The following is a 23,183-nucleotide window of genomic DNA, read 5'->3' on the forward strand; positions in this document are numbered from 1 at the left end:
AATAGAAAGAGCGATGTGAGGAGGATAACTAATGAAGATTGGTGTAGCAATCGATGGATCACAAAATGCGCTGCGGGCAGTGGAGCATGCATTAAAGACAGCTGGGCTGTATAGGGAGTCTGAACTGAAAATGATCTATGTGGTGGATTTTAACACAGCGAATGATGAGCGTATGAGCAAGGAAGATACGGAAACGATCAGACAGCGCGTGACCCAGCCGGCGATGGAGTTGGCCCGGCAGGCGCATTCCAACACGGAACTTGTCATTTTTGAAGGGGATCCGGCGCAGAAAATTGTGCAGTTCGCGGATTCAACTCTGCTTGATCACTTGATCATTGGAAGCCGTGGACTGAATGCTGTACAGGAAATGATGCTCGGAAGCGTCAGCCATAAAGTGATTAAGGAAGCAAAATGTCCGGTGACAGTTATTAAATAAGCACAAGTCCTCCGCATACAGCGGGGGATTTTTCATTTATACAACAGGAAAGCCGCAGGTGCCTGTGCACGAAACAATCGTGTTTGTTTAAACATTCAAGAAAGTTTCAATAATCATGAATAAGTAAACTTTCACGTTTGTTTTTCACACAGGCACGACTTTGATTAGTTTTTTTGCGCATATATGAACCACGCAACCTTCAAACACCCTCATCGTCAATACTGTGCTATACTCATCCAAAAACTCCACAACAAAAAACAGGTGAACTCTATATGAAAAGATCCGAATATAAAGAACAACAACATAAAAAATCTCCAAAACAGAAAGGCAGCCTGATGAAAAAGATTACCCGTTTAATATTCATCGGCATACTGCTGGCGGTTCTTAGCGGATTGCTCGTACTGAATATCTTCATCACATTCAGCGATGTCAGCAAACTCGAAGAACCCGCACCGCGCTCGACATTTATTTACGCTCCGGACGGAGAAATCATCAGTAAGATTTCCAATTCGAATATTGAAAGTGTGTCGATCGACCAGATTCCCCAAACGTTGATTGATGCAGTTGTCTCCGTAGAAGACCAGCGCTTTTACAAACATCATGGCGTGAATTATTTACGGATGGGACGCGCTTTAATAGAGAATGCGTTCAAGGGGAAGATTGTGGCAGGGGGCAGTACGATTACGCAGCAGCTTGCGAAAAATGTGTTTTTAACGGAAGACCGTACGTACTCCCGCAAATTCAAAGAATTGATCCTGGCTAAGAAGATTGAGCGGGAGTATTCGAAAGAGGAGATTATGGAACGCTACCTCAACCAGATTTATTTCGGTGACGGGGCATGGGGCGTTCAGCGTGCAGCGCAGACTTATTTTGGCAAGGACGTCAGCAAGTTGACGTTAAGTGAATCTGCGACATTAGCGGGCGTCATTAAAGCACCTACGCATTTATCCCCTACAAAAAACATGGAGAAGTCATTGAATCGGCGCAATCTTGTTTTGTCATTGATGCTGCGCGAACAGTATATTACGCAGGAAGAGTACGATGATGCAGTCGGCCAAAAGATCGTGCTTGCTGATTCGACGGTACCGAAGTATAAAGGGAAATATCCGTATTATATTGACCGGGTAATTGACGAGGCAGTCGACACGTACCATTTGACGAGAAATGAAGTGATGTCCGGCGGATTGCACATTACGACAGCAATTAATTCGGTGGTGCAGGACGCGCTCGAAGAGGTGTATGCGGATAACGGGAATTTTCCGGAGAGCACACCTGATCAGCTCATCCAAAGCGGTTCCGTGTTCCTGCATCCGAAAACAGGCGGGATTCTGGCATTGGTCGGCGGAAGAGGAGAGTATACGCATGGACGCTTCAATAATGCGACTGACCTCGTCCGGCAACCCGGTTCGACATTGAAACCGCTGGCTGTCTACACTCCGGCGCTCGAGAAAGGGTATCATATGTCGGATTTGCTTCTCGACGAACCTATAAACATTGACGGCTATTCTCCGAAAAATTTCGATCAGAAAAATAGAGGGGAAGTGACCATGTACGATGCACTTGCGCACTCATATAATGTCCCTCCCGTCTGGCTCCTGGATCAGATCGGAATAAAAAACGGGGTGCGTGCGGTTGAACGATTCGGCATTCCATTGGAGAAAAACGATCATACGCTTGGCTTAGCCTTAGGAGGGCTGAACAAAGGTACCTCGCCTTTGCGGATGGCCCAGGCTTTTTCGGCGTTCGCGAATAATGGCGTGATGGCGGAAGCACATGCGATCGTGGAAATAAAAGATTCAGAAGGCAAAGTCTTCGGAAAGTGGCGGGAACAGTCTGCAGAGGCGACCAGTGCGGAAGTGGCCCAGCAAGTGACCTATATGCTGCAGGGGGCTGTAGAAGAAGGTACGGCGAAGAAAGCACAGATTTCAGGTATGGAAGTGGCCGGAAAAACAGGTACCACGCAACTGCCCTTCACAGGAGTGGATGGCTCTAAGGATCATTGGTTCGTCGGCTATACACCAGACATCGTCGGGGCGGTATGGCTCGGGTATAATCAAACCGATGCCGGCCATTATTTAACATCGACCAGCAGTTTCACAGCACCGCCTATTTTTGCACAAGTCGTTTCAAAATCGATGAGTGAATTGCCGACAAAGAAATTTGATCTGCCGTTGATCGAGAAAGATATAAAAGAGCTGGAAAAACAGAAGGAAAAGTTAAGTGAAAAAGAGCATAAAAAAGAAAAAGAGAAAAGAAAACAGCAAAAAAAAGAAGAGAAGGAACGGAAAAAGAGAGAGAAAAAAGAAAAGTGGAAGAAAGAGATCAAGCATGAAGTAGAAAACTGGAAACAGAAGTGGAAAGAATTTGTGGGGAACTAGAGAATAGAAAGTGGTACCTGCAGAAAACAATTTCGTTTGTTTGAACATTCATGACTATTCAAACAATCGTGAATAAGTGAACTTTCATGTTTGTTTCGCACACAGGCACCAAAGAATGTCCAATCAGGATGCCTTGACCAGCATTTATCTGCAAATTTATTTTGGATATGATGAAACTTTTTACGCCTTTCCCCGTCTATACGTCGATCTTTGATTACATAATAGAAGGGAAAGAACACGATGAAAAAGATTTGGATAACATTTGGCACGGTGGCTCTTGCCCTCAGCCTGCCATTATCGAGTATGGCCGCAAGCAATCAGAAGTTCACGGATGTTCCCGATACAAAGCACTTTGCGGAGGCGGTCAATGAATTGGCTGAACGACATATTATTGCAGGGTATGCGGACGGCATGTTCAAGCCTGGCAATCCAATCACGCGCGGTCAGACAGCGGCGATTATTGCGAAGTTGATGGGGCTGAATCCGGATAACATGGTGAAGGAGCCTGGATTCAAGGATGTCTCGAAAGCGAATGGCTATCATAATGCCATTGCTAAGCTGGCGGAACTGGAAGTGATCGGGGGCTATGAAGACGGAAGTTTCGGACCGAATGATCCCGTCAAACGCGGACAATTGGCTTCCATTCTCGTCAAAGCGTTCGATTTGCCGCGCTATGCGTTTAACGCGAAAGAAAATCCATTCCATGACGTCAAGCCCAACACGTCGCATGGCGCGAATGTCCTGATTCTTCACAAACTCGGCATTACGACAGGCGTGACGTCCGACAGATTTGGCATTAATGAATTGGTGACGAGAGGACAAGCGGCGAAGTTGATGCAACTAACGGAGCGGATCCATCCCGAGACGTATTCATTGAAGACATGGGGTCCGATGCTGCGTTTCTCGGAAATCATGACCGATGAGGACACGGATGAATTTGCGGTCAACTCGGAGGTGTATCACGCAGCCATCATTAAAGGCAGACAGACGCCTTCAGGATATACCGGCGATCGCGTACAAGTGACGCCGTTGAAAGAAGGAAGAGGAACGTTGCAGCTGGGTGGTAATTATGGTATGGAAAGTCAAAATATCAAACGCTACTATCATAAATTCTATGTGGATGTGAAGAAGGTCGACGGCAAATTGAAGGTGGATCTGCAATACGCGAGTGATATTTTGAAGACGCGGGCGCGGCTGAAGCTGGTGGCGGATGAAGAGGTTGAAAATATTCGTTTCGTGCGGTCTGACGGGGAAGTTCTATCGGGCAACATGCCGTTTGAAGAGTATGCCGATTCGCCGGACGTGTTCATTCGTGTCAACAAGCCGGGCAGCTTCATCGCGACAGTAAGCTTTACTGATGGAAAAGAAGCGCGCTACGCGGTGGAAGTGAAAGTTCCAGCTGCACATATGTTATATTATGAAGTAGAGACGTCGAAGCTGCCAGACGTCAACTAAACTTGATTCTTGAATGGGTTATCTAAAATATTGAGAGTAGAAACTGAAAAAGCAATTTAAAATACCTGCAGCAAACTTGAGTGAAAGTTTGCTGCAGGTATTTTTCATGGAGGCATTGATTGTTCTTTTGATCTTGCTCAGTATTGTTTGATTCATGAGTTTCGAGAACTTTAGTGAGTAGTGCCTGTGCAGGAAACAATTGCATTTGTTTAAACATTCATGACTATTCGAACAATCGTGAATAAGTAAACTTTCATGTTTGTTTCGCACACAGGCACCAAAGAATTAATTTAACTCTTTGGCATGGTTGCGTTATGAAGGTTGACACAGTTATTATGAAATCAAAGAAGATAGATGATTAGGAGAGACATATCATGAGCAAATTACACTTTAATCCCCTACTAATCCAAGCAATGAGCGATCAACCATCACATGTAATAAAGGAGTGTCCTTCTCTTTCCGATTTGCCGGGTAAATTACCGAAACAGATCATACAAAACGTGAGCCAAGTGCCACGTAAATTCCCCAAAAATGATGTAGTGTTTGTATGTAAAATATGCAAAAAACGCGGACGTTATGATGCCGGGCATATATCTATTAATCTGGAAGGCCACAAGCAAGCTGGGGGAACAATAAAAAACTATATACAAATGACAGGTTATTTTCGTTGTAAACAGTGCAATTCTGCTGGCGAGTGGGGTACTACACAGGATTTTGAAATGCGTTTAATGGGAATGTTGATCAGTATGAATATGGACGAGTCGGTGGTTACCTACTCAATTCATCAGTTATTCGACGGTTTTCAGCCAAGATACGGCACGGAAGCAGAAGAGCATCTTTTACAAAAGATTTTAGAGAAACCTGCTGATGCATTTCTGTGGAATCGGCTAGGCAATGCATATTTTGCAGGGGCCAGACCTGATTTAGCTGCAGCTGCGTTCGAACACTCGTTGGTTTGTGATCTGCTGCAGATGGAATCCTACTTTTCTCTTGGAATGCTGGTGGAAGAATTTGATCCGGCATTAGCAGTTCGTTTTTATCATAAAATGATTGCGGCCGCACCTTATTATACCGAAATGAAGAACTCCGCACTGAAGGAATTACTTGCTGCAGGGCTAAACAACCTGTTCAATATAAAAGTTTCATCAGAGCAAGAAGTTGCTATTTTGCCAGGAGAGGATATTTATGAAGAGCTCGGGATTGAATTTCCATCAGCGGACAGGAAGGCTGATGTTTATGAGGGAACTATTGAGCTAGATAACGTTGAATCGTTCTATCCGCTGGCTAAGTTGCTGATGAAAAATGGTGGGAAGAAATAATTTAGGAACCAATTGCGATTATAGAATAACTATATAAAAATAAAGTCAAACCATTTGTAAACAAAATATAATTTTTTTACCTATAGGCATTGGGTTCACATACAGATCAGGTAACCTAGTGAGTAACCTATATAGAAGGAGAGTCAGTAAAATGGACAAACAAATTGATGAGTTGGTATTGCTGTTGCTGTATTTGACTTCATGGGAAGAGGACGAGCTGCCTGACGGAATGAAAAGAAGTTGGAAAGGTTATCCGTTTGGCTCCTTGGATGATTTGCAGGCGGAGGATATGATTAGAGGAAGCAATCGTTCGAAATCTGTTTATCTGACAAAGACAGGCATTGAAAAAGCAGAGTCCTTGCTAGAGAAATTTCATTTTGACCAGATGAAGTAGGTATAAGTTATCCTTCAGAAAAAGAAGAAGATTGCTGGCAGACAAGGAATCGATTTTCAAGGCGCAGGGTGCAGTGTAATTGGCTTAGCGAACAATCATGTTTGTTTAAACATTCATAACTGTTTAAACAATTGTGAATAAGTGAATTTTCATGTTTGTTTCGCACTCAGGCACCAAAGAAGATGACTCGAATTGTATACTTATGCAAAGGAGGAGAAAGTATATGAAAAATATTGAACAGCAACTGACAATGTCTGACCTGTTTCCCGATGACCAGAATCCAAGTAAGGAAATGTCGGTTCAATATGCGCCAAAGAGCGTGCCTGCATTCCCTGCGGATTTGATTTCTGATTTTGATGCATTCTTAGCGTATTGCAGAGAAAACTCTGTCACATTGTCGAAAAAGAATGAGTTAATTTCTCGAAAACACCTAGTGGAGCTAAATCAACGGTTGCATGTTCAAGCGTTAGCGGCCAAGCCAAGTTCTCCTCAGGTACAGTATCCATATATCAATTTCCTCTTTCATCTAGCAATCAGCAGCAGACTATTGCAAATCGACCGTCATACCGCCACTGCAAAGCTAATTGCTTCGAAGCGGCTTGACTTGTTTGAGAAATTCAATGATAACGAGAAGTATTATGCGATGTTGGAAGCTTTATGGATTGATATAGATTGGGATAAATTAAAGGAATCAACATCTCGGTTACCAGTACTCCAAGTTACGCCGGTCTTTTCTGTCCTGTGCAAAGCAGATACCTCTAAAAAGATCGTACTTGTCAATCCGAAAACCGATATAGGCCAGTTTCTTTCAAACATTTTTATAGAATGGCATCATTTCCTCAAATACTTTGAATGGTTGGGTTTTTGGAATTGCGAAGATGACTTCGAGCGAATGAATGAACATTACCGAAAAGGTGTGTATTTCGCCAAAAGTATTATCGTTACTGAATTTGGTAAAGAGATCATGTCCATTCTACTGTTCAAGCGCAATCTGGAAGCATGGAATATCACATTGCGGAAAACTAATGGCGAGCCCGAATGGTTTCCTGGTGCTGCTCTTGAGACATTATATGGCTTCTCATTGGACGACACTGATTATGAGCATTTTGCCGATGAGGTCGAAGCAGATCATAGCGAGGAAAGTTTCCGCCTACCATTTCAGGCAGCATTCCCTGGAGACGAACTGCAAAAAGGACTGCCGCGGGATCAAAAAAGATTTATGGAAGGCGTATATACGTTCAAAGTTTCATTCGAGCGAGGAATTTGGCGCAAGATGGTCTTACCTGGAAACTTGACGATGCATAAATTGCATGAATGCATTGTAAATTCTTTTGATTTCGATGATGACCATCTATATTCATTCTTTATGGATAATCAGCTCTGGTCCCGTAATTGTATCGCATCCCCCCTTGACGATTTTGGCCATCCAGATGCCTCCAAAGTCCGAATAGATTCCTTGGGACTCTTACCGGGGCAGCAATTTCTCTACTTATACGACTATGGCGATGAATGGACATTTGAAATACTTATGGAACGAATCGACGAGACTGACAACAGCATAACTAGTCCTTTTATTTCTGCAAGTAAGGGAAAGAGTCCAGCACAATATTATATGGAAGATGATGAGTGGGAATGAATTGTGCCGGGACCTGGTAACTTTAATACATCGTCCCGACTATGAGATTACAGGTGTGATAGGTAAGTAAGGGATCTTGTATGAGAGGAAACTCTTGTGCGGGTTCCCTAAGTATTGGGTGCCTGTGCATAAAACTATTGTGTTTGTTTAAATATTCGTGATTATTCAAGCAATCGTGAATAAGTGAACTTTCATGTTTGTTTCTTACACAGGGACGTTATTTAATACCATATGCATTATAGATAAATAGTCCTTTTCATTATTTGCGGCCAGTAAATAATGAAAAGAAGAATATTGTGTGAAGTGCATGTTTGCTCAGGCATCACGCGGATGAAAACGGACTGACACAAAGCAAGTACCAGGTCCCCGCATTAATTACGCACAGATCTATTCATACGAAAAAAACAGCGCAACCTCGTCTGACAGAGAGTTTGCGCTGTATCCATTCACTTTTCTTCAATTAACCCGCTGTCCACCAGAAATTCCTTGGCGACTAGCTCAACCATGATGCCGTCATTGTCGACTTTTCCATTCATGATTTGCATTGTTTCCTCATCAATTTTCCCTTCGAGAAGACCGAGTACTTCTTCCAGTTTGGGATATTCCTTAAGCGTTTCATCCCGGACCAGCGGAAGTGCGTGATAAGGAGGGAAGTACGATTTATCATCTTCCAGCACGCGCAGATTCGCAATCGCGAGCTGTCCGTCTGTCGTGTAAGAGTTAATCACATTTACTTCATTTGCCCCGATTGCACGGTACATCATGCCGTGATCCATTCCTTTAACATCTTGAAACTCAATGTCATATTCTTTTTCGAAGCCGGGTAATCCATCTGGACGGTCAATAAATTCGAATACGGCGCCCAATGTAAAATCCTTGGAGACTGCAGCGAAATCACTGAACGTCACCAGGCCCAGCTCTTCAGCTTTCGACTCGTCAAGAGCCAGTGTATACGTATTATTGAATCCGAATGTACCGAGCGCGGTGATATGGTCGCCGGCGACAAGCCGTTTGGTGGAAGCTAATGTTTCTTCGGCTGTCCCGGGTTCTTCCTGATAATAGGTGACCACAATAGTTCCTGTATAGTCAGGGATGACATCGATATGGTCATTTGTCATGGCGTTCCAGACGACAGACGAGCCGCCCAGGTTTTCTTTATAAATAATATCTATACCTAACCGGTCCTCAATTAATTGTCCCATGATATTAGACAAAATAATACTTTCCGTATTATTACGGGAACCGAGTCTCAGTGAATCTTTTTCATTGAATATACAGCCTGAAAGCATGCTGGCAAGTAAGGTCGTGGCAAATAATAATCTAAGTTTGTTTTTCAATTTCATTTCAATCCTTCCGGCGTCGTCCAGCGTTCAACGGCACTAAAGAACGTTTCAAGAGCAATTGCAAGGATTGCCGCTGGAATGGCCCCAAGTAAGATCAATCCGTCTATCCCGCGTGTAATTCCGAGGAAAATGAAATCACCGAGTCCGCCTGCTCCGATGAATGCCGCTAGTGTCGCGTTACCGACGTTAATTACCGCAGCAGTTCGAATTCCCGCCATAATAATAGGGATTGCAAGAGGCAATTCTACTTTAAACAAAATTTGCATGCTTGTCATACCCATACCTCTCGCAGCCTCGATTGTGGCCGGATCGACATCCTTAATCCCCGTGTACGTATTTCGCATAATGGGCAGCAGAGAATAAAGGAATAAGGCAGCGATGGCTGTTTTTACACCAATTCCGAAGATGGGAATCATAAAACCGAGTACAGCTAAACTAGGGATTGTCTGCATAATACCTGCGGCGCCAAGGACCCCGGTTTTCAGTTTAGGTACGCGTGTAATGAGAATTCCGAGCGTTACGGCGATGAGTACTGCAAGGATCATCGAGAAGAAGACGAGTTGAATATGGACGGATGTCGCTTCGAGTACTTCTGGCCATCGCAGTTTTGTTTGTTCCACAAGCTGCTGCCATATGTTTAGGTTATTCATTTGCTTCTACCCCCGTTTCTGTCCATTGACTGGACATCGCAGAGAGTAAGGAGCCGCGATTGACGAGTCCTACAAGTATATGATGTTCATCGACAATCGGAATCATGCCGAATGGTGATGTGTCCATCATGATAATGGCATCTTTCGCTGTTGCCGTATCAAGTAAATACGGTACTGCCGGTTTCATGACTTCATCAATTGTTTTAAGCTCATCTAAGTTTTTAATTATATCGTAAGCAGAAACAATACCGAGAAGCTTTCTTTGGTCATCTACGACGAGAAGATCTGTTATTTTTCGTTGACGTATAAGCGAAATGGCTCGTTCTGGTGAAGTATTAGAATGGGTAGTGACAATCTTCTCTGCCAGTATTTCCGTAACGGGCATTAGTTCAGGGTTTTGAATAATTCGATGCTTACCCATAAATTCTTCTACAAAGCCGTGAGCGGGTTCATGCAGCAGTTTCTCTGGAGTATCCAACTGAAGTAAATTGCCGTCTTTCATAATGGCAATCCGATCTCCCATCTTCAACGCTTCGTCCATGTCGTGTGTAACAAAGACAATGGTCTTCTTTAACTGTTTATGCAGCTTAAGTAATTCTTCTTGCAGCTGCTCACGTGTAAGGGGGTCAAGCGCACTGAATGGTTCATCCATTAAAATCACATCTGGATTCGCTGCAAGCGCTCTCGCAATTCCGACACGTTGTTGTTGTCCACCTGATAATTCTTTCGGATAACGTGCAGCATATATTTCTGGATCGAGTCCGACTAATTCAAGTAGTTCCAGTACACGTGTTTTGATTTCTTTTTTATCCCAATTTTTCAGTTGAGGTACAATAGAAATGTTTTTTTCGATTGTATAATGAGGGAAAAGACCGATTTGTTGAATGACATAACCGATATTTCTGCGGAGATCAGCGGCGTTGTAAGATTTGATATCTTTGCCTTTGATAGAAATTTTTCCACTAGTGTGCGGGATAATTCGGTTAATCATTTTCATTGTAGTAGACTTACCTGAACCACTAGGTCCTATAAGAACAAGTAATTCACCTTCTGCAATCTCGAAGTTGACAGATTTCACAGCTTGAAATCCACCATCGTACACTTTTGTAACATTTTCAAATTTTAGCATAAGTACCTCCTGCATGTAATTAAACGTACGCCCATATTTTTAGATGATTTTAAAATTCGCATTAGAAAACAGACGTCATAATTTGATAAATTAAGAAAACGTCAGAATACTAAATTTAACATATTAATAATGTATATTCAAGAAGATTTATTATATTTTCATTTTATTGCTTTAGACATGGTACCGGTCCTCAATCAAATCGGAAGAAATGATGAGTTGATTTAGAGTAGTATGCGGACCTGATACCGTTTGTTAAACATTGAAAAGTAAGACAAATATAGCAGTGATATAAAGAAATAAGATACTAGATATCCATGAGATTCGTAAACGATTCGAAATTAACGAAAAGGAGCATAATATCAAAAAGATAACTAAAAAGAACGAATCCTTCGTGTATCATTCACGAAAGAATTTGTTCTTTTTTGGGGAAGTCTGAAGCAATTTTAAGTCGTATTTTGAATATATTTAATAAGTTCTCGTTTATATGCTGCTGGATTCTCATCGTCTCGACTATGAGATTATAAGTGTGATGTAAGTAAGGGCTCTTGTATGAGAGGGAACACTTTTGCAGGTTCCCTTATTTTATTTTGAACTATCGAAATTTAAATTGTAGCTTGCTAACAATGTTGGTATGATGTGGGTAAGACAATGCAATTATTACTAGGCGAAATCTTACAGAAGCAAATGAGCAAATGATTATCTTTGAATCAACGAAAGAGCAATTTGTCGAGATGCAGTCAGTAGTTATTAATCGACAGGTTGAATGACTCCTATCAAGGAGCAGTGGGCACCTTTTAGTAGAGGAAAAAAAGGAGGAAATCCGACTATGGATCAAACAATTATCTGCCGATGTGAAGAAGTTTCTTTACAGGACATTCAAAATACGGCAATTACGTATAACTGCTCGGCCCGTGAAGTGAAGTTACGAACAAGGGCTGGTATGGGGTACTGTGGCGGGCGTACGTGCAGGCCAGCAGTTGACGCTGTATTGGAAGCGGTTACAGGAGAGAAAGCAGGGCATGACATACCTATGAAAGTCCAGCCGCCCGTCAGACCTGTATCACTAGCTATTTTAGGAGGTAAAATGAGATGATGACGAACCGTATACTAGATCATCCTGTTCTTGGGAAATTAGAAAACCAAAAAACAGTTACTTTTACTTTTGATGGTGTCCCATATAAAGGTTTTGAAGGGGATACCATTGCATCGGCACTTCTTGCAAATGGTATCAGACAACTGCGCGTTCATGAAGAAACTGGGGCACCACGGGCTATTTACTGTAATATTGGCCATTGCTTTGAATGTCGAGTAACGGTCAATCAAGCACAAGGTGTTCGAGCATGTATGACATCAGTCGAAGAAAATATGACAGTTGAAAGCGGAAAATTACAAGCTGCTCCATTTGAATCTGCGCCAGAAGAGTGGCCGCGTACATATGCGGAATTTGAACAAAAGAACAAAGGCAAAAAGGTTGGTGTTCCACATGTATGATGTCGTCATAATTGGTGCGGGCCCCGCTGGTTTATCAGCCGCCATTGCATGCCGCGAATCAGATTTAAAGGTCCTGGTCATCGACGAATTTCCGAAGCCAGGCGGTAGATTACTAGGACAGCTTCATCAGGAACCAAATGGCGAATGGTGGAATGGAATTAAAGAAACACAAAATTTATTGGATCAGGCAGAAAAATTACACACAGAAATTACATGTGGCGTTTCTGCCCATCATATTGAAAAAACAGAACACGGCTATATGATACATACAAATATAGGCGTTCTTGATACGACAAATTTACTCATTGCGACAGGCGCCGCAGAAACAGCTGTCCCCATTCCAGGCTGGACACTTCCTGGTGTGATGTCGATTGGTGCAGCACAAGTCATGACAAATGTACACCGTGTTCGCGTTGGGAATAAAGGGGTAGTCGTTGGCGTCAATGTCTTGTCTGCGGCAATCGCCCGTGAACTTCAAATTGCTGGCATTGAACTGCATAGTATGGCTCTGCCGATTTCCAATCCAGTCACAAAAAATCATGCCAATCCAAGACATGTCATGGATGGATTGGTACGTATTGCACATTTGGCGCCTTCTGCATTCCTTCGTTTTGGAAGTAAGTTTGCGAAATCTGCCTGGGTGCGTAATATCGCTGTCAATTTCTATCCTAAGAGCGGCGTGAAAATGTGGGGCATGCCCATCCATATTCGTAAAGCCATCGTTCAAATAAATGGTACAGAAAAAGTGGAATCGGTGACAATGTGCGATATTACTTCTGACGGAGAAATAATTGCAGGCAGCGAAAAAATAATTGACGTCGATTTCGTTTGTATAGCAGGAGGGCTTTACCCACTTGCAGAACTTGCTTCTGTTATCGGTTGTCCATTCCAGTACGTCGAAGAATTGGGTGGCCATATTCCGATTCACAATGAACAAATGGAAACACCTCTGAATGGACTATATGTTGCTGGAAACATTACAGGTATCGAAAGTGCAAAAGTCGCCCGCGCACAAGGAACGCTTGCGGGGTACTCTATTGCGAAGAATATCGATAAAATACAGCAAGCAATGAAAGATGTAAAATCTACACGTGATTCAGCATCCATTCAATTTCATCCTGATATTGTGGAAGGCCGAGAGAGAATCCATAGATCATTTCAAACGTATGAAAAAGCCCAATAAACCTTCTATGTAAGACCTCTTTTCGATACTGTTTGTATAATAGATAATTCATGAAAATTTTACCCAAGAGATATAAATAACCTTGCAAGTCAAAGGAGGATCTTAGAATGACAAATAAAAATCATACGGAAGTCGTCATTATTGGCGGAGGGATTGTCGGTTGTGCCATTGCTTATTATGTTGCAAAATCAGGCATCGATTGTGTGTTAATTGAAAAAGATGATATTGCGAGCGGCACATCATCCCGATGTGATGGCAACGTGACAATCGTGGATAAGGACCCAGGATTTGATAGTCTGATGTCTTTGAAAAGTCAGGAACTCACGGTAGGCTTGAGTGACAAGCTAGAATTAGGATTTGAATATCGTGCACTCGGCAGCCTGCTTGTTTGCGAGAATGATACAGAACTGGAAGCAGCAAAAAATTGGGTAGACATACAAAATGCCGCCGGTTTGGATTTTAAATTACTGGACCGGGCAGATCTACGGGCGGAGTCTCCTTATTTCGCGGATGATATTCCCGGAGGACTAGAGTGCAGAACAGACTCGCTCATAAATCCTTATCTATTTTGTTATTCGCTCATTGACAAGGCGAAGCAATATGGACTTAAAGTATATACACAGTCAGAAGTGACTTCGATTACAAAAAAAGATGATTTTACAATTGAAACGACAAATGGCCAATTTACGGCGAAAAAAGTCGTCAATGCTGCGGGCGTATGGGCACCATTTATCGGTAACATGCTTGATCTTGATATCCCAATCATTCCAAGAAAAGGTCATATTATCGTTGGGGCCAGACAAAAGCCAGTCATGATGCGGAATGTCATGGAATTTGGTTATTTAATGAATAAATTTGGTCGTGACCGGATTGTCGATCCAGTAACAGAGAAGCATGGTGTAGCGCTGGTACTTGAACCAACGGAAAGCCAGAATTTCTTGCTGGGCAGCAGCCGTGAATTTGTTGGGTATAACGGAAAAATTGATATCAATGTGGTTCAAACCATGGCAAAAAGAGCCATGCGTTTTTATCCGAAAATGAATGATTTTACGATGATCCGTACGTATACGGGCTTCAGGCCATGGACAGCTGATCATCTGCCAATCGTTTCAGAAGTTGACAGCATACCTGGATTTTTCATAGCAGCTGGGCATGAGGGCGATGGAATAAGTTTAGCAGCAGTTACCGGGAAGTTAATTGAAGAGTTAATTCGCGGTGTATCTGATACGATTGTTCCAACAAATCCATTACGATTTGATCGTTTTACTAAAGTGCCTGTTTCATAATATAATAATTTCATGATCACAAGGCGGGTATCAGGTCCATATACAACTAGGACCTGGTATCTTTAGTGCCTTACCGATCTATTGCTGCATAGCATCTCGAATTTCTGATATTTCCTCTTTTGAAATCCCCGTCAAATCCGCAATGTCTTCTAGTAAATAATTCTTTTTCAGCATTTTCTGGACTAAATGAATACGCTCCTCCATCTTACCTTCCATCTTGCCTTCCAATCTGCCCTCTGTTCTTCCTTCCACTCGTTTCATTTCAAACGCATTAGCGATAAGCGTGAAGTCGAATTTTACGACACAGTTCGGCAAATACAGCGAAATGGCGAAGCAGAACATCCTCTACTTAAAACGGTTTAGCAAAGAGGATTCGGTCGTTGCTGAGATGCTGAATCGATGGCTCGGAGGCGATTTCTCGCGGGTGACTGACGATTATAGGACATTGCTCGCGATAACAGACGATGATTACGGCAACTGCGCCGATGTATGTATGTCCGACTCCATCAAAGCCCGTACCAAACGGGCGGAAGAACATTTCCTGCAAACACTTTCTAGAGCGGAAGCTGTAAAACGTTTCCGTGCGGAATGGGGAACAGAATGAATATTGTCAGTCTGCAGGGAGTTAGAAAAATTAACCTTTGCGCATAAATATGGTGGAGTGAAGAATGCTTGTAAGGGAAATTCAGATGATACGCTGGCATTTCATCATATAGAAAAACAAAGTTGGTTAACTCGAATCTATTCAGTATTTGGGGCGAGTACCAGGTCCATTAGCAACTGAAGTCGTATGGGATATGGTACTTTTTTAAAAGATAAAGGATTTCAGCTTTCATTTACCATCTGTTTACTATTCTGAAAGAGTATAGTAAGATCCACTTAACTGAAAAAACAAGTGGACTGAGGTAGTAGAATGGAATCTATGGAGAAACGCCTGATTGTCAATTCAGGTATCGAGAACTTATTGAATGAATTAGTTTCCTCACTTGAAGATTGTGAGCGATTTTATTTTAGTGTGGCGTTTATAAATTTTAGTAGACTCCAGCTATTGTTGGATCCTATTAAGGAAGCGGAGAGACGAGGAGTCGCCGGAAAGATCATTACATCGACTTATTTGAATTTTACCGAAGCGAAGGCGCTGAACAAGCTTCGACAGTTTCCGAATGTCGATTTAAAAGTATTTGTTACGGACCGGGAAGTCGGTTTTCATACGAAAGCGTATATTTTCGAATATGAAGATCGGTATAAGGTGATTATCGGGTCATCGAACATCACGCAAAGTGCGCTGAAAAGCAATATTGAATGGAATGTAGAAATCATCGCTAAAGAAGAAGGTCTGTTTATTCAGGATGTTCTAAGTGAGTTCCATCGCCTCTGGGATTTGAGTGTGACTGCTGATGAAGACTTTATCGCTAGATACGAAGAGTTTTTGGAAAGTTTCAAGGGAACTAATGTATCCCGAATGAGAATTTATGAAAATGGTCAATATATTGTGCCGAATCAAATGCAAAAAAGAGCGACAGAAAATCTGGAGCGGCTTCGGAGCTTAGGAGAGAAGAAGGCACTCGTCATTGCAGCGACCGGCACGGGTAAAACGTATATGTCGGCGTTCGATGTGAAAAAAGCAAAGCCGAAGAAGCTACTGTTTATTGTGCATCGGGAAGATATTTTGCGTAAAGCGAAGGAGACATTCGAACTGCTGCTACCGAATGAAAATTTACGGTTCGGTTTACTGACAGGGAATCATAAGCAAAAAGACGTTGACTACGTTTTTGCTACGATTCAAACCATCACTAGGTGTTTTCATGAGTTTGATCAAGATGAATTCGACTATCTCATCATTGATGAGGCACATCATGCAACAAGTCCAACCTACCAGGAAGTTCTTGGATATTTCCAGCCCTCATTCACTCTTGGTATGACGGCAACGCCAGAGCGGACGGATGGCAATAGCATTTTTGAATTATTCGATAATAATGTCGCCCTCGAAGTCCGTCTTCATGAAGCGCTGGAGGACGAATTGGTTATTCCTTTTCACTATTTCGGCATCACGGATATTGAGAGTATCGATTTGAGCGCTATCGATATCGACGACATTCAAGAAGTGACGAAAAAGCTGAAGGTGAATGAACGCGTTGATTTTATTGTAGAGAAGTTCCTTTTTTATGGGCATGATGGAGGGAAACGAAAAGGTCTTGGATTTTGTGTCAGTATTGAGCATGCCCGCTATATGGCCGATGAGTTTAATAAGAGAGGTTTTCCAAGTGTATTCCTTTACGGAGACCACTCTCCTGAGCGGCGTGAACACTTTATGATGAGACTGGAAGACGATCAAGACGAATTAGAGTTTATTTTCACAGTTGATATTTTCAATGAAGGTGTGGATATTCCTTCTGTCAACTTGGTATTGATGCTGCGGCCAACCAATTCCCCGATTGTATTTATTCAGCAATTGGGAAGGGGGTTGCGGAAGCATGAAGGGAAGACGTTTCTCACAGTTCTTGATTTCATTGGCAATCATAATAAGACGTTTCTGATTGCGATGGCCTTGAATGGTAGCCGCTATTACGATAAGGAAAGTCTGAAAGTCGCCATTGCCACCAACTTTGCCAATATTCCAGGCTGCACACATATTCAAATGGACAGAATTTCAAGAGATCGCATATTGTCTCAGATTGATCAAGAAAATTTCAACTCGCAGAAGTACCTAAAAGAGGAATATCACGAATTTAAAAAACTAAACCAAGGGCGAACGCCGCTTTATTTAATGGATTACTTAAAATTTGATGGCGCGCCCGATCCGGTCAAATTTATTTGGAAAGAAAAAACGTATTTGCAGTTTGTGGCGAAAGTGGAAAAGAATGAAGGGCTAAAGAGACGTTTATTAGATGAAGCATTTGAGGGGATTCTAAAAGAGCTGTCGAGCAAGCTGCCGTTAAAAAGAGTGTATGAGTTTGTGATCTTACGCTACTTACTGGATCATGAAGAGATCGATTTGGACATGGTCATGCAGCAAATTCTCAAGCTGGTTGAAAATGTCGATGAGGATAGTGTGAGGCATGCGTTTGAAACGCTGGACCAGGATTATTATGACAGTGTGCAGTTAAAGAAGCCGAAGCTTGTTTTCCAGCAGGGTGAAAGGCTGATGAAATCTCCACTTTATAATCAGATATTGATGAAAAGGGAGTTTCGGAGGTTCATTGAGGATGTAATCCATTATGGAATTCATCGCTATGAGAAGGAATTCGGTACGACAAATTACGGTGTGCCACATTTTAAACTGTACGAACAATACCAAATGATCGATGCCGCTCTTATGTCGAACTACCGAAAAATTCACAGCTCGTTCAGGGGCTCAGGGCTGCTTGCGAGTGGAAATGATTATTTCTTGTTTATCGATCTTCATAAAGAAGAAGATATTAAAGAAAGTATCAATTATCATGATAAGTTCATGGATGAGCAGTATTTCCAGTGGCAGACGCCAAATAGTACCTCCCAGCATTCAGAAAGAGGACAGAATATCATTTTCAACCAGCGAAACGGCATTCATTTGCATTTGTTTGTGAGGAAGTATCGGCAAATTGATGGCAAGAATGAGCCTTTTATTTATATCGGCAAGGGAGATACTATCGAGGCTTCGGGAGAGAAACCGATTACTGTTCAATTGAAATTGCAGAATAAATTGCCGGCGAATCTTTATACGGAATTTACAAAAAAGGTGTAGTTTTCTCAATGTGAGAAGACTACACCTTTTTCTTCGATCAGCTGCTGAACCGCAGGGATATCGGCAGGGGCCCATTGGAGCGATTCCAAATTCTCGCGCTTCAGCCAGATTACTTTTGAATGTTCACTGACTGTTGGCGTTCCTTCGGCAATACGGCATTTGATGGAGATCAAATTAATCATGAATGTATCGTATTCATGTGTATTGTCGTTGAAGATACCCTCTGTGATTTCAATCGTACAATTCATTTCCTCGGTTATTTCTCTCTTCAAAGCAGTATAGAGATCTTCATCCTTTTCCACTTTACCACCCGGAAATTCCCAGCGATTCGGGATCGACATGGCGGGTGAACGCAGCGCACAGAGGATTTCCTTCTCGTCGTTTTCAATGATGGCAGCGACCACTTTAATTACTTTTTTCATACAGGCCTCCTGAAAATTACTTTTAAGATAATGATACCATACTGTAGAGTTCGTTTACGCGAGAAGAATATGTGGTGCAAAATATTTTTTCTGAAGTCCATCCTTCGTAACGAATACACATGTTTTTTGATTATCCGACATTCGACAACTTTTCTTCTTTCAATTCTTTACTTTTAAAATATTCTTGGGCAAGTAATGTCGTCTTGAATTCAACTGTTGGATCAATCTCTTCTACAATTTCTTGTAATTTTTCAATCGTAGTGTTGAAGAACTCTTTGCGCAAGTTTACTTTATTAACCCTCTGCTGATGAAGTGTTTGATGCAGCTGATTTTCCAGTCCTACTGCATCGTTACTGAACACCATAGCATGGACATCAAATTTGAATGGGACAGAAGCGCTTCCTAGTTCATCTACTCGTTCTTGAGGATTTAGTCGTCTTGTCATCCCAACTTTAAACATTTGATCACCGAAGGAGCCAAGATTGGAAATAACATAGACATAACCTGCTTTACCGTTCGCAAGTCGGGTGATTTCCTCTTTCTTCAATTCAAGCTCATTCTGCTGCTCTTCCAATTCACGAACTCGCGCTTCCAGTACGGATATCTTGTCTGTATCTGTTTCGGATAAAAGAAGCTCCATGTTTCGTTGCATTTCTACCATGAATTTTTCTTCTTCTTGTTCAAGCTTCTTCTGCTGTTCTTTCAAAGCCTTCTTCTCTGCAGCATCTTGTCTCATCTGTTCTCGTATTGCTTGCTGCTCTTCTTTTTCAAGCTCACGTTTGGCATAGTAATGATGTTCGATTTCAATGGCCTCTAAGAATATAGGCTCGATTTCCGATAAGAAACGAGTAATTGTGGGGAGAATGGAATTATTTCCATCCGCACAAATTGCCAGATATCTCCTAACTAGATCACGCACATTTTCTTGAGCCTCTTCAAGTTTCGAATACGTAAGAGTATATAAGATGTTCTGTAGTTCTGCTTGCAAACCAATAACCATTAGTTGATATATAGTTTTATTCGCTTTCGTAGTGTAGCGATCCACATATGTATCTAAAACCTTTTTCAACTCACGCTTATTCCTATTCATTTCTTTACGTAACTCTTTAGAGTTTTTGTAATGACAATCGAGTTCAATAAGGTTTCGAAGCATGCTCTCCTCATCGAAAAATTGACTAACATTCCGTACTTCTTTTTCTAACTTAGAGTAATTTAAGGCATTAGGAAAATTTTCAGTAAGTGTTTTGATTCCTAATATTTCAGCTTTAGCTTTTAGAATTTTATTCGTATTAGTTTTTAACTGCTTTTCTGCTTTTTCATTGTCGATTAGCAGTTGATCTCGTTCTTCAATGTACTTTTGAACATCTATCAGGACATTCGCAGCATCGTTGGTAGCAGTTTCTCTTATTTTCGCTGCTTCGTTTGTTGCCTCGCTAATCTGTTCTTTCATTTCTTCTCGGACATCATTTTTGAATTCTGTCTTTAGTTTTCCGAATATCTCTTTGTTATTAATAATATCTTCCTGAATAGCAGCTAATTCTTCTTTATGACTTGTAATTTTTTGTTCGGTAATCTCTATGTCAGCATCTAAGGCGTCAAGCTTGAGAATTCTATCGTCAACTATTTTGGCGATTTCCTCATACTTGATAAAGAGCTTGTTATTCTGCTTAATGGCCTTTCGCAATTTCCAGCCGATTATTGGACCTGTTAAAAGGATTGCATGAGGAATGACAAAGGCTAGAAGCGAGAATAAAATCAAGAGCCAACTCCAAGTTTTCATGAACCAAGATAACTGATTATATTCTTCCTTGTTCTTTTTTGCAGGTAGTTCTAGAGGCGGTTGTTTCATTTTATTTTTGGACAATATTAAAACTCCTTTCATTAATGTGAGTATATGTAACCAATTTAACTAATTCTATTGTAGTATTTTTTGCCCCTTAATTGTTACTAAAACTAATTCCTGATAATAAAATGACAAATCATGTCGATTATTTTGTATTTTTGTTATTATTAGCTGAATAATTGATAGATTCATTTAGTAGTGATCACTTTTTAAAGGACATTTGCATTACTTTGGGTTAGATCAGTAAGGCTAAAACAGATAATCCTGTTGGTTGACATGAAAACTATCTTGCCTTATATTTATTCGCAATTGAGCAGACGTTCTTTTCTTATTGAGAGAGACAGAGGGGGTGGCCCGATGAAGTCTCAGCACCTGCCGGATAGGTAAGGTACCACATTCAACAGGTGTACCTGAACGATGAGAAGAAATTATGCGTGCAGAACCAGATGATGGAGAGGGCAGTAACTCACATAACATCGCGGACATGTTTACGTGATATATTGAGATGCTGACAGCGACGAAATGACCGGGAGGGATGTTATGAAACAGGGCGATTACATGAAACGATTGGAATTCGGTGCTTGGACTATAGAAACGGATAGAGAACGAACTAGGGAATTCTATGCAGGCCACCCTCTTCTTACACAGGACTGCAGCTGTGAAGATTGTCTGCATTATGTTCAGGCATGTGAGCAATTCCCTGCAGAAATCCGCGATTTCTTTCGTGTTCTCGGAATTGATCCGCACAAAGAAGGGGAAGTTTCAGCGTTTGGCAGGAGCGGAGACGGTACGCATCATTATATAGTCTTTTATCATTTTGCGGGCAGGATCATTGATGGGCCGGAGCAGATTGAAACAATGCCGTCCTACAAGCTTGCGGGTGTTGACATCAGTTTTACGGAAGAGGCAGACTTAGTGCCGGAAGGGTTTCCTTCGCCTGTAGTACAAGTTGAATTGGAAATGTATTTGGACTGAAAATTAAGATACTGCCTGAATGAGTGCTTATTCTATAATAAAGGAGAGTGCAGTATGGATTACTGGGAAATTGACGGGAATCCGACCGGCGTGGTATATGAAAATTTGATGAAGGTACTTTGCGTGCATTCAGATGAATTTTATTTCATTACCCGAAATGAGCTGACATACGACTGGTCGCTTCTCGATTATTTTGCACCATACATAAAGAGCAATTATAAAACAAAGACGTTTGCACAGACCATCACGAAAGGTCCGGCAGCCACGGTATATGTAATCGAGTCAACTCCGGATACATTGAAACTTCTGATCAAGTCGGCGAATTCACTCTATGACTGGGTAGCTCCGCAACTGCCTGAGGACCTGATTTTCTTCGAAAACAATGTTGAATGGTTTTCCTGCACGATACACGAGGAGCAGGCAACCTTTTGGCTGCGATCTGAATACTATTAGCAGCTCGTCAGAAATACTGATGGACAAAAGTGTATGAAGAATGATTAGATCCGTTAAATCATGGTTTTAATAAAGAGGGAGGAAAATAGATGAGTGAAGTGCAGCCGCAAAATTGCAATTTAAATATTTGGTACTCATTGCCTGAGGAATTGTGGGGTAATGTGACTGGTGTATACAAAAGCATGCCCGGCTGGCTAGGTTTTAAAGATGGAATTCCCTATTGGTTCGGGCGAGAAGAGGACAATATATTTATATGGGCTTCTGTGGAACCGAGCGGATTATCATTTTATGCGCGGATGGGCGATGACGAGTGGAGTGATTGGATGGAGAAATTCAAATTGGAAGCTACAAAAGCAGTAGGGTTTGAAGTGGGCGAACCTGAAGATGGTTTTTTGTAAGGATTGAGTGCCGGCTTTTATATTATCTGTATTGCAGGTGTTTTCATGTTAAAGAGCGCAATAATGATTAAATTATTCTTTTAGTGTAATCAATTCTTAAGTAGTCGTTAAAATGTCGGTACGTACGCGTTAACAATTTATGGTAGGCGACTTTAAATCTACGGACAATTACTGTTCTCTTACTATTTATAATGACATGACTCTCCAAAGGTTGGGGAGTTTTTTTATTGGGTAAAATTTTGGCTAAATAGCAGCTCTCTGTTGGATGTAGTATTGCAAATCAATTATCGGTATCTGATAGCATTATTTATTTTGCGTCCAATGTTGATCTAATTATTAAGTCCTTTACTAATCTCTTCCTAGGCCAAGTGAGAAATATTTGACTTTTACAATAAGAATTTTAAATATAAAAGGTTTATTTGTATATTTAGGTATATAAAAATAGAATATATTGGTATAATGACGGTACTATGATTATATTTTGAAATGGAGTTGAAAATTTGATTATTTAGTAAATATAGAGTGATTATTTTTCGTAATCTTGCTGAGTTTTAGTTGTTAGTTAAATAGTATGCGAATTGAATAACATGACTATTAAATAGAAAAATAACTTATTTATAGATATTTTTACTGTTGGTGTTAAAAGTATTCGAAGTATTTCATTATTA

The 23,183-nt window shown here is 41.4% G+C and carries 20 protein-coding genes, 1 pseudogene and 1 riboswitch; of the genes and pseudogenes, 15 read left to right on the forward strand and 6 right to left on the reverse strand.

The window, feature by feature from the left end; all coding sequences use genetic code 11:
- Nucleotides 1-31 precede the first annotated feature (31 nt).
- The 6 genes from GDZ68_RS04565 (at nt 32) to GDZ68_RS04590 (ending at nt 7,618) form a co-directional block, all read left to right on the forward strand.
- A complete protein-coding gene (locus tag GDZ68_RS04565; protein WP_153721084.1) occupies nt 32-436 on the forward strand; it encodes a universal stress protein in 405 nt (134 codons plus the stop codon).
- Between the two features lie 272 nt (nt 437-708).
- On the forward strand, nt 709-2,814 hold the full coding sequence (locus tag GDZ68_RS04570) for a transglycosylase domain-containing protein (protein ID WP_153721085.1): 2,106 nt from the start codon (nt 709-711) through the stop codon (nt 2,812-2,814).
- A 240-nt stretch (nt 2,815-3,054) separates the two neighbouring features.
- Nucleotides 3,055-4,269 (forward strand): S-layer homology domain-containing protein, encoded by a 1,215-nt coding sequence (locus GDZ68_RS04575; protein WP_153721086.1) that lies wholly within the window; start codon nt 3,055-3,057, stop codon nt 4,267-4,269.
- 374 nt (nt 4,270-4,643) lie between these two features.
- Nucleotides 4,644-5,588, forward strand: coding sequence for a tetratricopeptide repeat protein (locus tag GDZ68_RS04580; RefSeq protein ID WP_153721087.1), 945 nt, complete (start codon nt 4,644-4,646; stop codon nt 5,586-5,588).
- 151 nt (nt 5,589-5,739) lie between these two features.
- Nucleotides 5,740-5,982, forward strand: coding sequence for a DUF6429 family protein (locus GDZ68_RS04585; protein WP_153721088.1), 243 nt, complete (start codon nt 5,740-5,742; stop codon nt 5,980-5,982).
- A gap of 223 nt (nt 5,983-6,205) precedes the next feature.
- Entirely contained in the window at nt 6,206-7,618 is a 1,413-nt protein-coding gene (locus GDZ68_RS04590) for a plasmid pRiA4b ORF-3 family protein (protein WP_194841058.1), read from the forward strand.
- Between the two features lie 446 nt (nt 7,619-8,064).
- Here GDZ68_RS04590 and GDZ68_RS04595 read toward each other — a convergent pair whose 3' ends face one another.
- From GDZ68_RS04595 to GDZ68_RS04605, 3 genes are read right to left on the reverse strand one after another with little or no spacing between them, the layout of a single operon-like run.
- Nucleotides 8,065-8,961, reverse strand: a complete 897-nt coding sequence (locus GDZ68_RS04595) for a glycine betaine ABC transporter substrate-binding protein (RefSeq protein WP_228551010.1) — start codon at nt 8,959-8,961, stop codon at nt 8,065-8,067.
- The gene (locus GDZ68_RS04600) at nt 8,958-9,611 is read right to left on the reverse strand and encodes an ABC transporter permease (RefSeq protein WP_153721090.1); all 654 of its coding nucleotides are present in this window, start codon (nt 9,609-9,611) and stop codon (nt 8,958-8,960) included. The genes GDZ68_RS04595 and GDZ68_RS04600 overlap by 4 nt, the downstream gene beginning before the upstream one ends.
- A complete protein-coding gene (locus GDZ68_RS04605; protein ID WP_153721091.1) occupies nt 9,604-10,740 on the reverse strand; it encodes a betaine/proline/choline family ABC transporter ATP-binding protein in 1,137 nt (378 codons plus the stop codon). The genes GDZ68_RS04600 and GDZ68_RS04605 overlap by 8 nt, the downstream gene beginning before the upstream one ends.
- An 826-nt stretch (nt 10,741-11,566) precedes the next feature.
- On the opposite strand from GDZ68_RS04605, the gene GDZ68_RS04610 reads away from it, so the two are divergent.
- The 4 genes and pseudogenes from GDZ68_RS04610 to GDZ68_RS04625 all read left to right on the forward strand — a co-directional run bounded on the left by GDZ68_RS04610 (nt 11,567) and on the right by GDZ68_RS04625 (nt 14,700).
- Nucleotides 11,567-11,833, forward strand: coding sequence for a (2Fe-2S)-binding protein (locus tag GDZ68_RS04610; RefSeq protein WP_153721092.1), 267 nt, complete (start codon nt 11,567-11,569; stop codon nt 11,831-11,833).
- A pseudogene (locus GDZ68_RS04615) lies at nt 11,833-12,126 on the forward strand ((2Fe-2S)-binding protein); the annotation flags it as partial. The gene GDZ68_RS04610 and the pseudogene GDZ68_RS04615, both read left to right, overlap by 1 nt.
- Before the next feature lie 97 nt (nt 12,127-12,223).
- Complete coding sequence (locus tag GDZ68_RS04620) at nt 12,224-13,414, forward strand: NAD(P)/FAD-dependent oxidoreductase (protein ID WP_255425130.1); 1,191 nt, start codon at nt 12,224-12,226, stop codon at nt 13,412-13,414.
- 107 nt (nt 13,415-13,521) lie between these two features.
- A complete protein-coding gene (locus GDZ68_RS04625; RefSeq protein ID WP_153721094.1) occupies nt 13,522-14,700 on the forward strand; it encodes an NAD(P)/FAD-dependent oxidoreductase in 1,179 nt (392 codons plus the stop codon).
- A gap of 78 nt (nt 14,701-14,778) precedes the next feature.
- Here GDZ68_RS04625 and GDZ68_RS04630 read toward each other — a convergent pair whose 3' ends face one another.
- Nucleotides 14,779-14,961 carry a hypothetical protein gene (locus GDZ68_RS04630; protein ID WP_153721095.1) on the reverse strand — a complete coding sequence of 61 codons (183 nt, stop codon included), beginning with the start codon at nt 14,959-14,961 and terminating at the stop codon, nt 14,779-14,781.
- A 22-nt stretch (nt 14,962-14,983) separates the two neighbouring features.
- Here GDZ68_RS04630 and GDZ68_RS04635 point away from each other — a divergent pair, with 22 nt between their 5' ends.
- Together GDZ68_RS04635 and GDZ68_RS04640 are read left to right on the forward strand one after the other, a co-directional pair.
- The gene (locus GDZ68_RS04635) at nt 14,984-15,304 is read left to right on the forward strand and encodes a hypothetical protein (RefSeq protein ID WP_153721096.1); all 321 of its coding nucleotides are present in this window, start codon (nt 14,984-14,986) and stop codon (nt 15,302-15,304) included.
- Between the two features lie 309 nt (nt 15,305-15,613).
- On the forward strand, nt 15,614-18,424 hold the full coding sequence (locus GDZ68_RS04640) for a DEAD/DEAH box helicase (RefSeq protein ID WP_153721097.1): 2,811 nt from the start codon (nt 15,614-15,616) through the stop codon (nt 18,422-18,424).
- Between the two features lie 5 nt (nt 18,425-18,429).
- On the opposite strand, the gene GDZ68_RS04645 is transcribed toward GDZ68_RS04640, so the two are convergent.
- Both GDZ68_RS04645 and GDZ68_RS18190 read right to left on the reverse strand, forming a co-directional pair.
- Nucleotides 18,430-18,846, reverse strand: coding sequence for a (deoxy)nucleoside triphosphate pyrophosphohydrolase (locus tag GDZ68_RS04645; protein WP_153721098.1), 417 nt, complete (start codon nt 18,844-18,846; stop codon nt 18,430-18,432).
- 130 nt (nt 18,847-18,976) lie between these two features.
- Nucleotides 18,977-20,710, reverse strand: a complete 1,734-nt coding sequence (locus GDZ68_RS18190; RefSeq protein ID WP_228551011.1) for a GIY-YIG nuclease family protein — start codon at nt 20,708-20,710, stop codon at nt 18,977-18,979.
- A 304-nt stretch (nt 20,711-21,014) separates the two neighbouring features.
- Nucleotides 21,015-21,113, forward strand: a riboswitch (SAM riboswitch).
- A gap of 116 nt (nt 21,114-21,229) precedes the next feature.
- On the opposite strand from GDZ68_RS18190, the gene GDZ68_RS04655 reads away from it, so the two are divergent.
- From GDZ68_RS04655 to GDZ68_RS04665, 3 genes are all read left to right on the forward strand, one after another.
- The gene (locus tag GDZ68_RS04655) at nt 21,230-21,664 is read left to right on the forward strand and encodes a hypothetical protein (protein ID WP_153721099.1); all 435 of its coding nucleotides are present in this window, start codon (nt 21,230-21,232) and stop codon (nt 21,662-21,664) included.
- A gap of 54 nt (nt 21,665-21,718) precedes the next feature.
- On the forward strand, nt 21,719-22,117 hold the full coding sequence (locus GDZ68_RS04660) for a hypothetical protein (RefSeq protein WP_153721100.1): 399 nt from the start codon (nt 21,719-21,721) through the stop codon (nt 22,115-22,117).
- Between the two features lie 89 nt (nt 22,118-22,206).
- Nucleotides 22,207-22,515: a hypothetical protein gene (locus tag GDZ68_RS04665; RefSeq protein ID WP_194841059.1), complete on the forward strand. Its 309-nt coding sequence runs from the start codon at nt 22,207-22,209 to the stop codon at nt 22,513-22,515.
- Nucleotides 22,516-23,183 lie beyond the last annotated feature (668 nt).

Origin of the sequence: Sporosarcina cascadiensis, assembly GCF_009650995.1 — a bacterium.
GTDB lineage: Bacteria > Bacillota > Bacilli > Bacillales_A > Planococcaceae > Sporosarcina > Sporosarcina cascadiensis.

Excerpts from the sequence above, each read along its gene's own strand:
- GDZ68_RS04565 (WP_153721084.1), top strand. The coding sequence starts at position 32 with ATGAAGATTGGTGTAGCAATCGATGGATCACAAAATGCGCTGCGGGCA.
- GDZ68_RS04570 (WP_153721085.1), top strand. The coding sequence starts at position 709 with ATGAAAAGATCCGAATATAAAGAACAACAACATAAAAAATCTCCAAAA.
- GDZ68_RS04575 (WP_153721086.1), top strand. The coding sequence starts at position 3,055 with ATGAAAAAGATTTGGATAACATTTGGCACGGTGGCTCTTGCCCTCAGC.
- GDZ68_RS04580 (WP_153721087.1), top strand. The coding sequence starts at position 4,644 with ATGAGCAAATTACACTTTAATCCCCTACTAATCCAAGCAATGAGCGAT.
- GDZ68_RS04585 (WP_153721088.1), top strand. The coding sequence starts at position 5,740 with ATGGACAAACAAATTGATGAGTTGGTATTGCTGTTGCTGTATTTGACT.
- GDZ68_RS04590 (WP_194841058.1), top strand. The coding sequence starts at position 6,206 with ATGAAAAATATTGAACAGCAACTGACAATGTCTGACCTGTTTCCCGAT.
- GDZ68_RS04595 (WP_228551010.1), bottom strand. The coding sequence starts at position 8,961 with ATGAAATTGAAAAACAAACTTAGATTATTATTTGCCACGACCTTACTT.
- GDZ68_RS04600 (WP_153721090.1), bottom strand. The coding sequence starts at position 9,611 with ATGAATAACCTAAACATATGGCAGCAGCTTGTGGAACAAACAAAACTG.
- GDZ68_RS04605 (WP_153721091.1), bottom strand. The coding sequence starts at position 10,740 with ATGCTAAAATTTGAAAATGTTACAAAAGTGTACGATGGTGGATTTCAA.
- GDZ68_RS04610 (WP_153721092.1), top strand. The coding sequence starts at position 11,567 with ATGGATCAAACAATTATCTGCCGATGTGAAGAAGTTTCTTTACAGGAC.
- GDZ68_RS04620 (WP_255425130.1), top strand. The coding sequence starts at position 12,224 with ATGTATGATGTCGTCATAATTGGTGCGGGCCCCGCTGGTTTATCAGCC.
- GDZ68_RS04625 (WP_153721094.1), top strand. The coding sequence starts at position 13,522 with ATGACAAATAAAAATCATACGGAAGTCGTCATTATTGGCGGAGGGATT.
- GDZ68_RS04630 (WP_153721095.1), bottom strand. The coding sequence starts at position 14,961 with ATGAAACGAGTGGAAGGAAGAACAGAGGGCAGATTGGAAGGCAAGATG.
- GDZ68_RS04640 (WP_153721097.1), top strand. The coding sequence starts at position 15,614 with ATGGAATCTATGGAGAAACGCCTGATTGTCAATTCAGGTATCGAGAAC.
- GDZ68_RS04645 (WP_153721098.1), bottom strand. The coding sequence starts at position 18,846 with ATGAAAAAAGTAATTAAAGTGGTCGCTGCCATCATTGAAAACGACGAG.
- GDZ68_RS04655 (WP_153721099.1), top strand. The coding sequence starts at position 21,230 with ATGAAACAGGGCGATTACATGAAACGATTGGAATTCGGTGCTTGGACT.
- GDZ68_RS04660 (WP_153721100.1), top strand. The coding sequence starts at position 21,719 with ATGGATTACTGGGAAATTGACGGGAATCCGACCGGCGTGGTATATGAA.
- GDZ68_RS04665 (WP_194841059.1), top strand. The coding sequence starts at position 22,207 with ATGAGTGAAGTGCAGCCGCAAAATTGCAATTTAAATATTTGGTACTCA.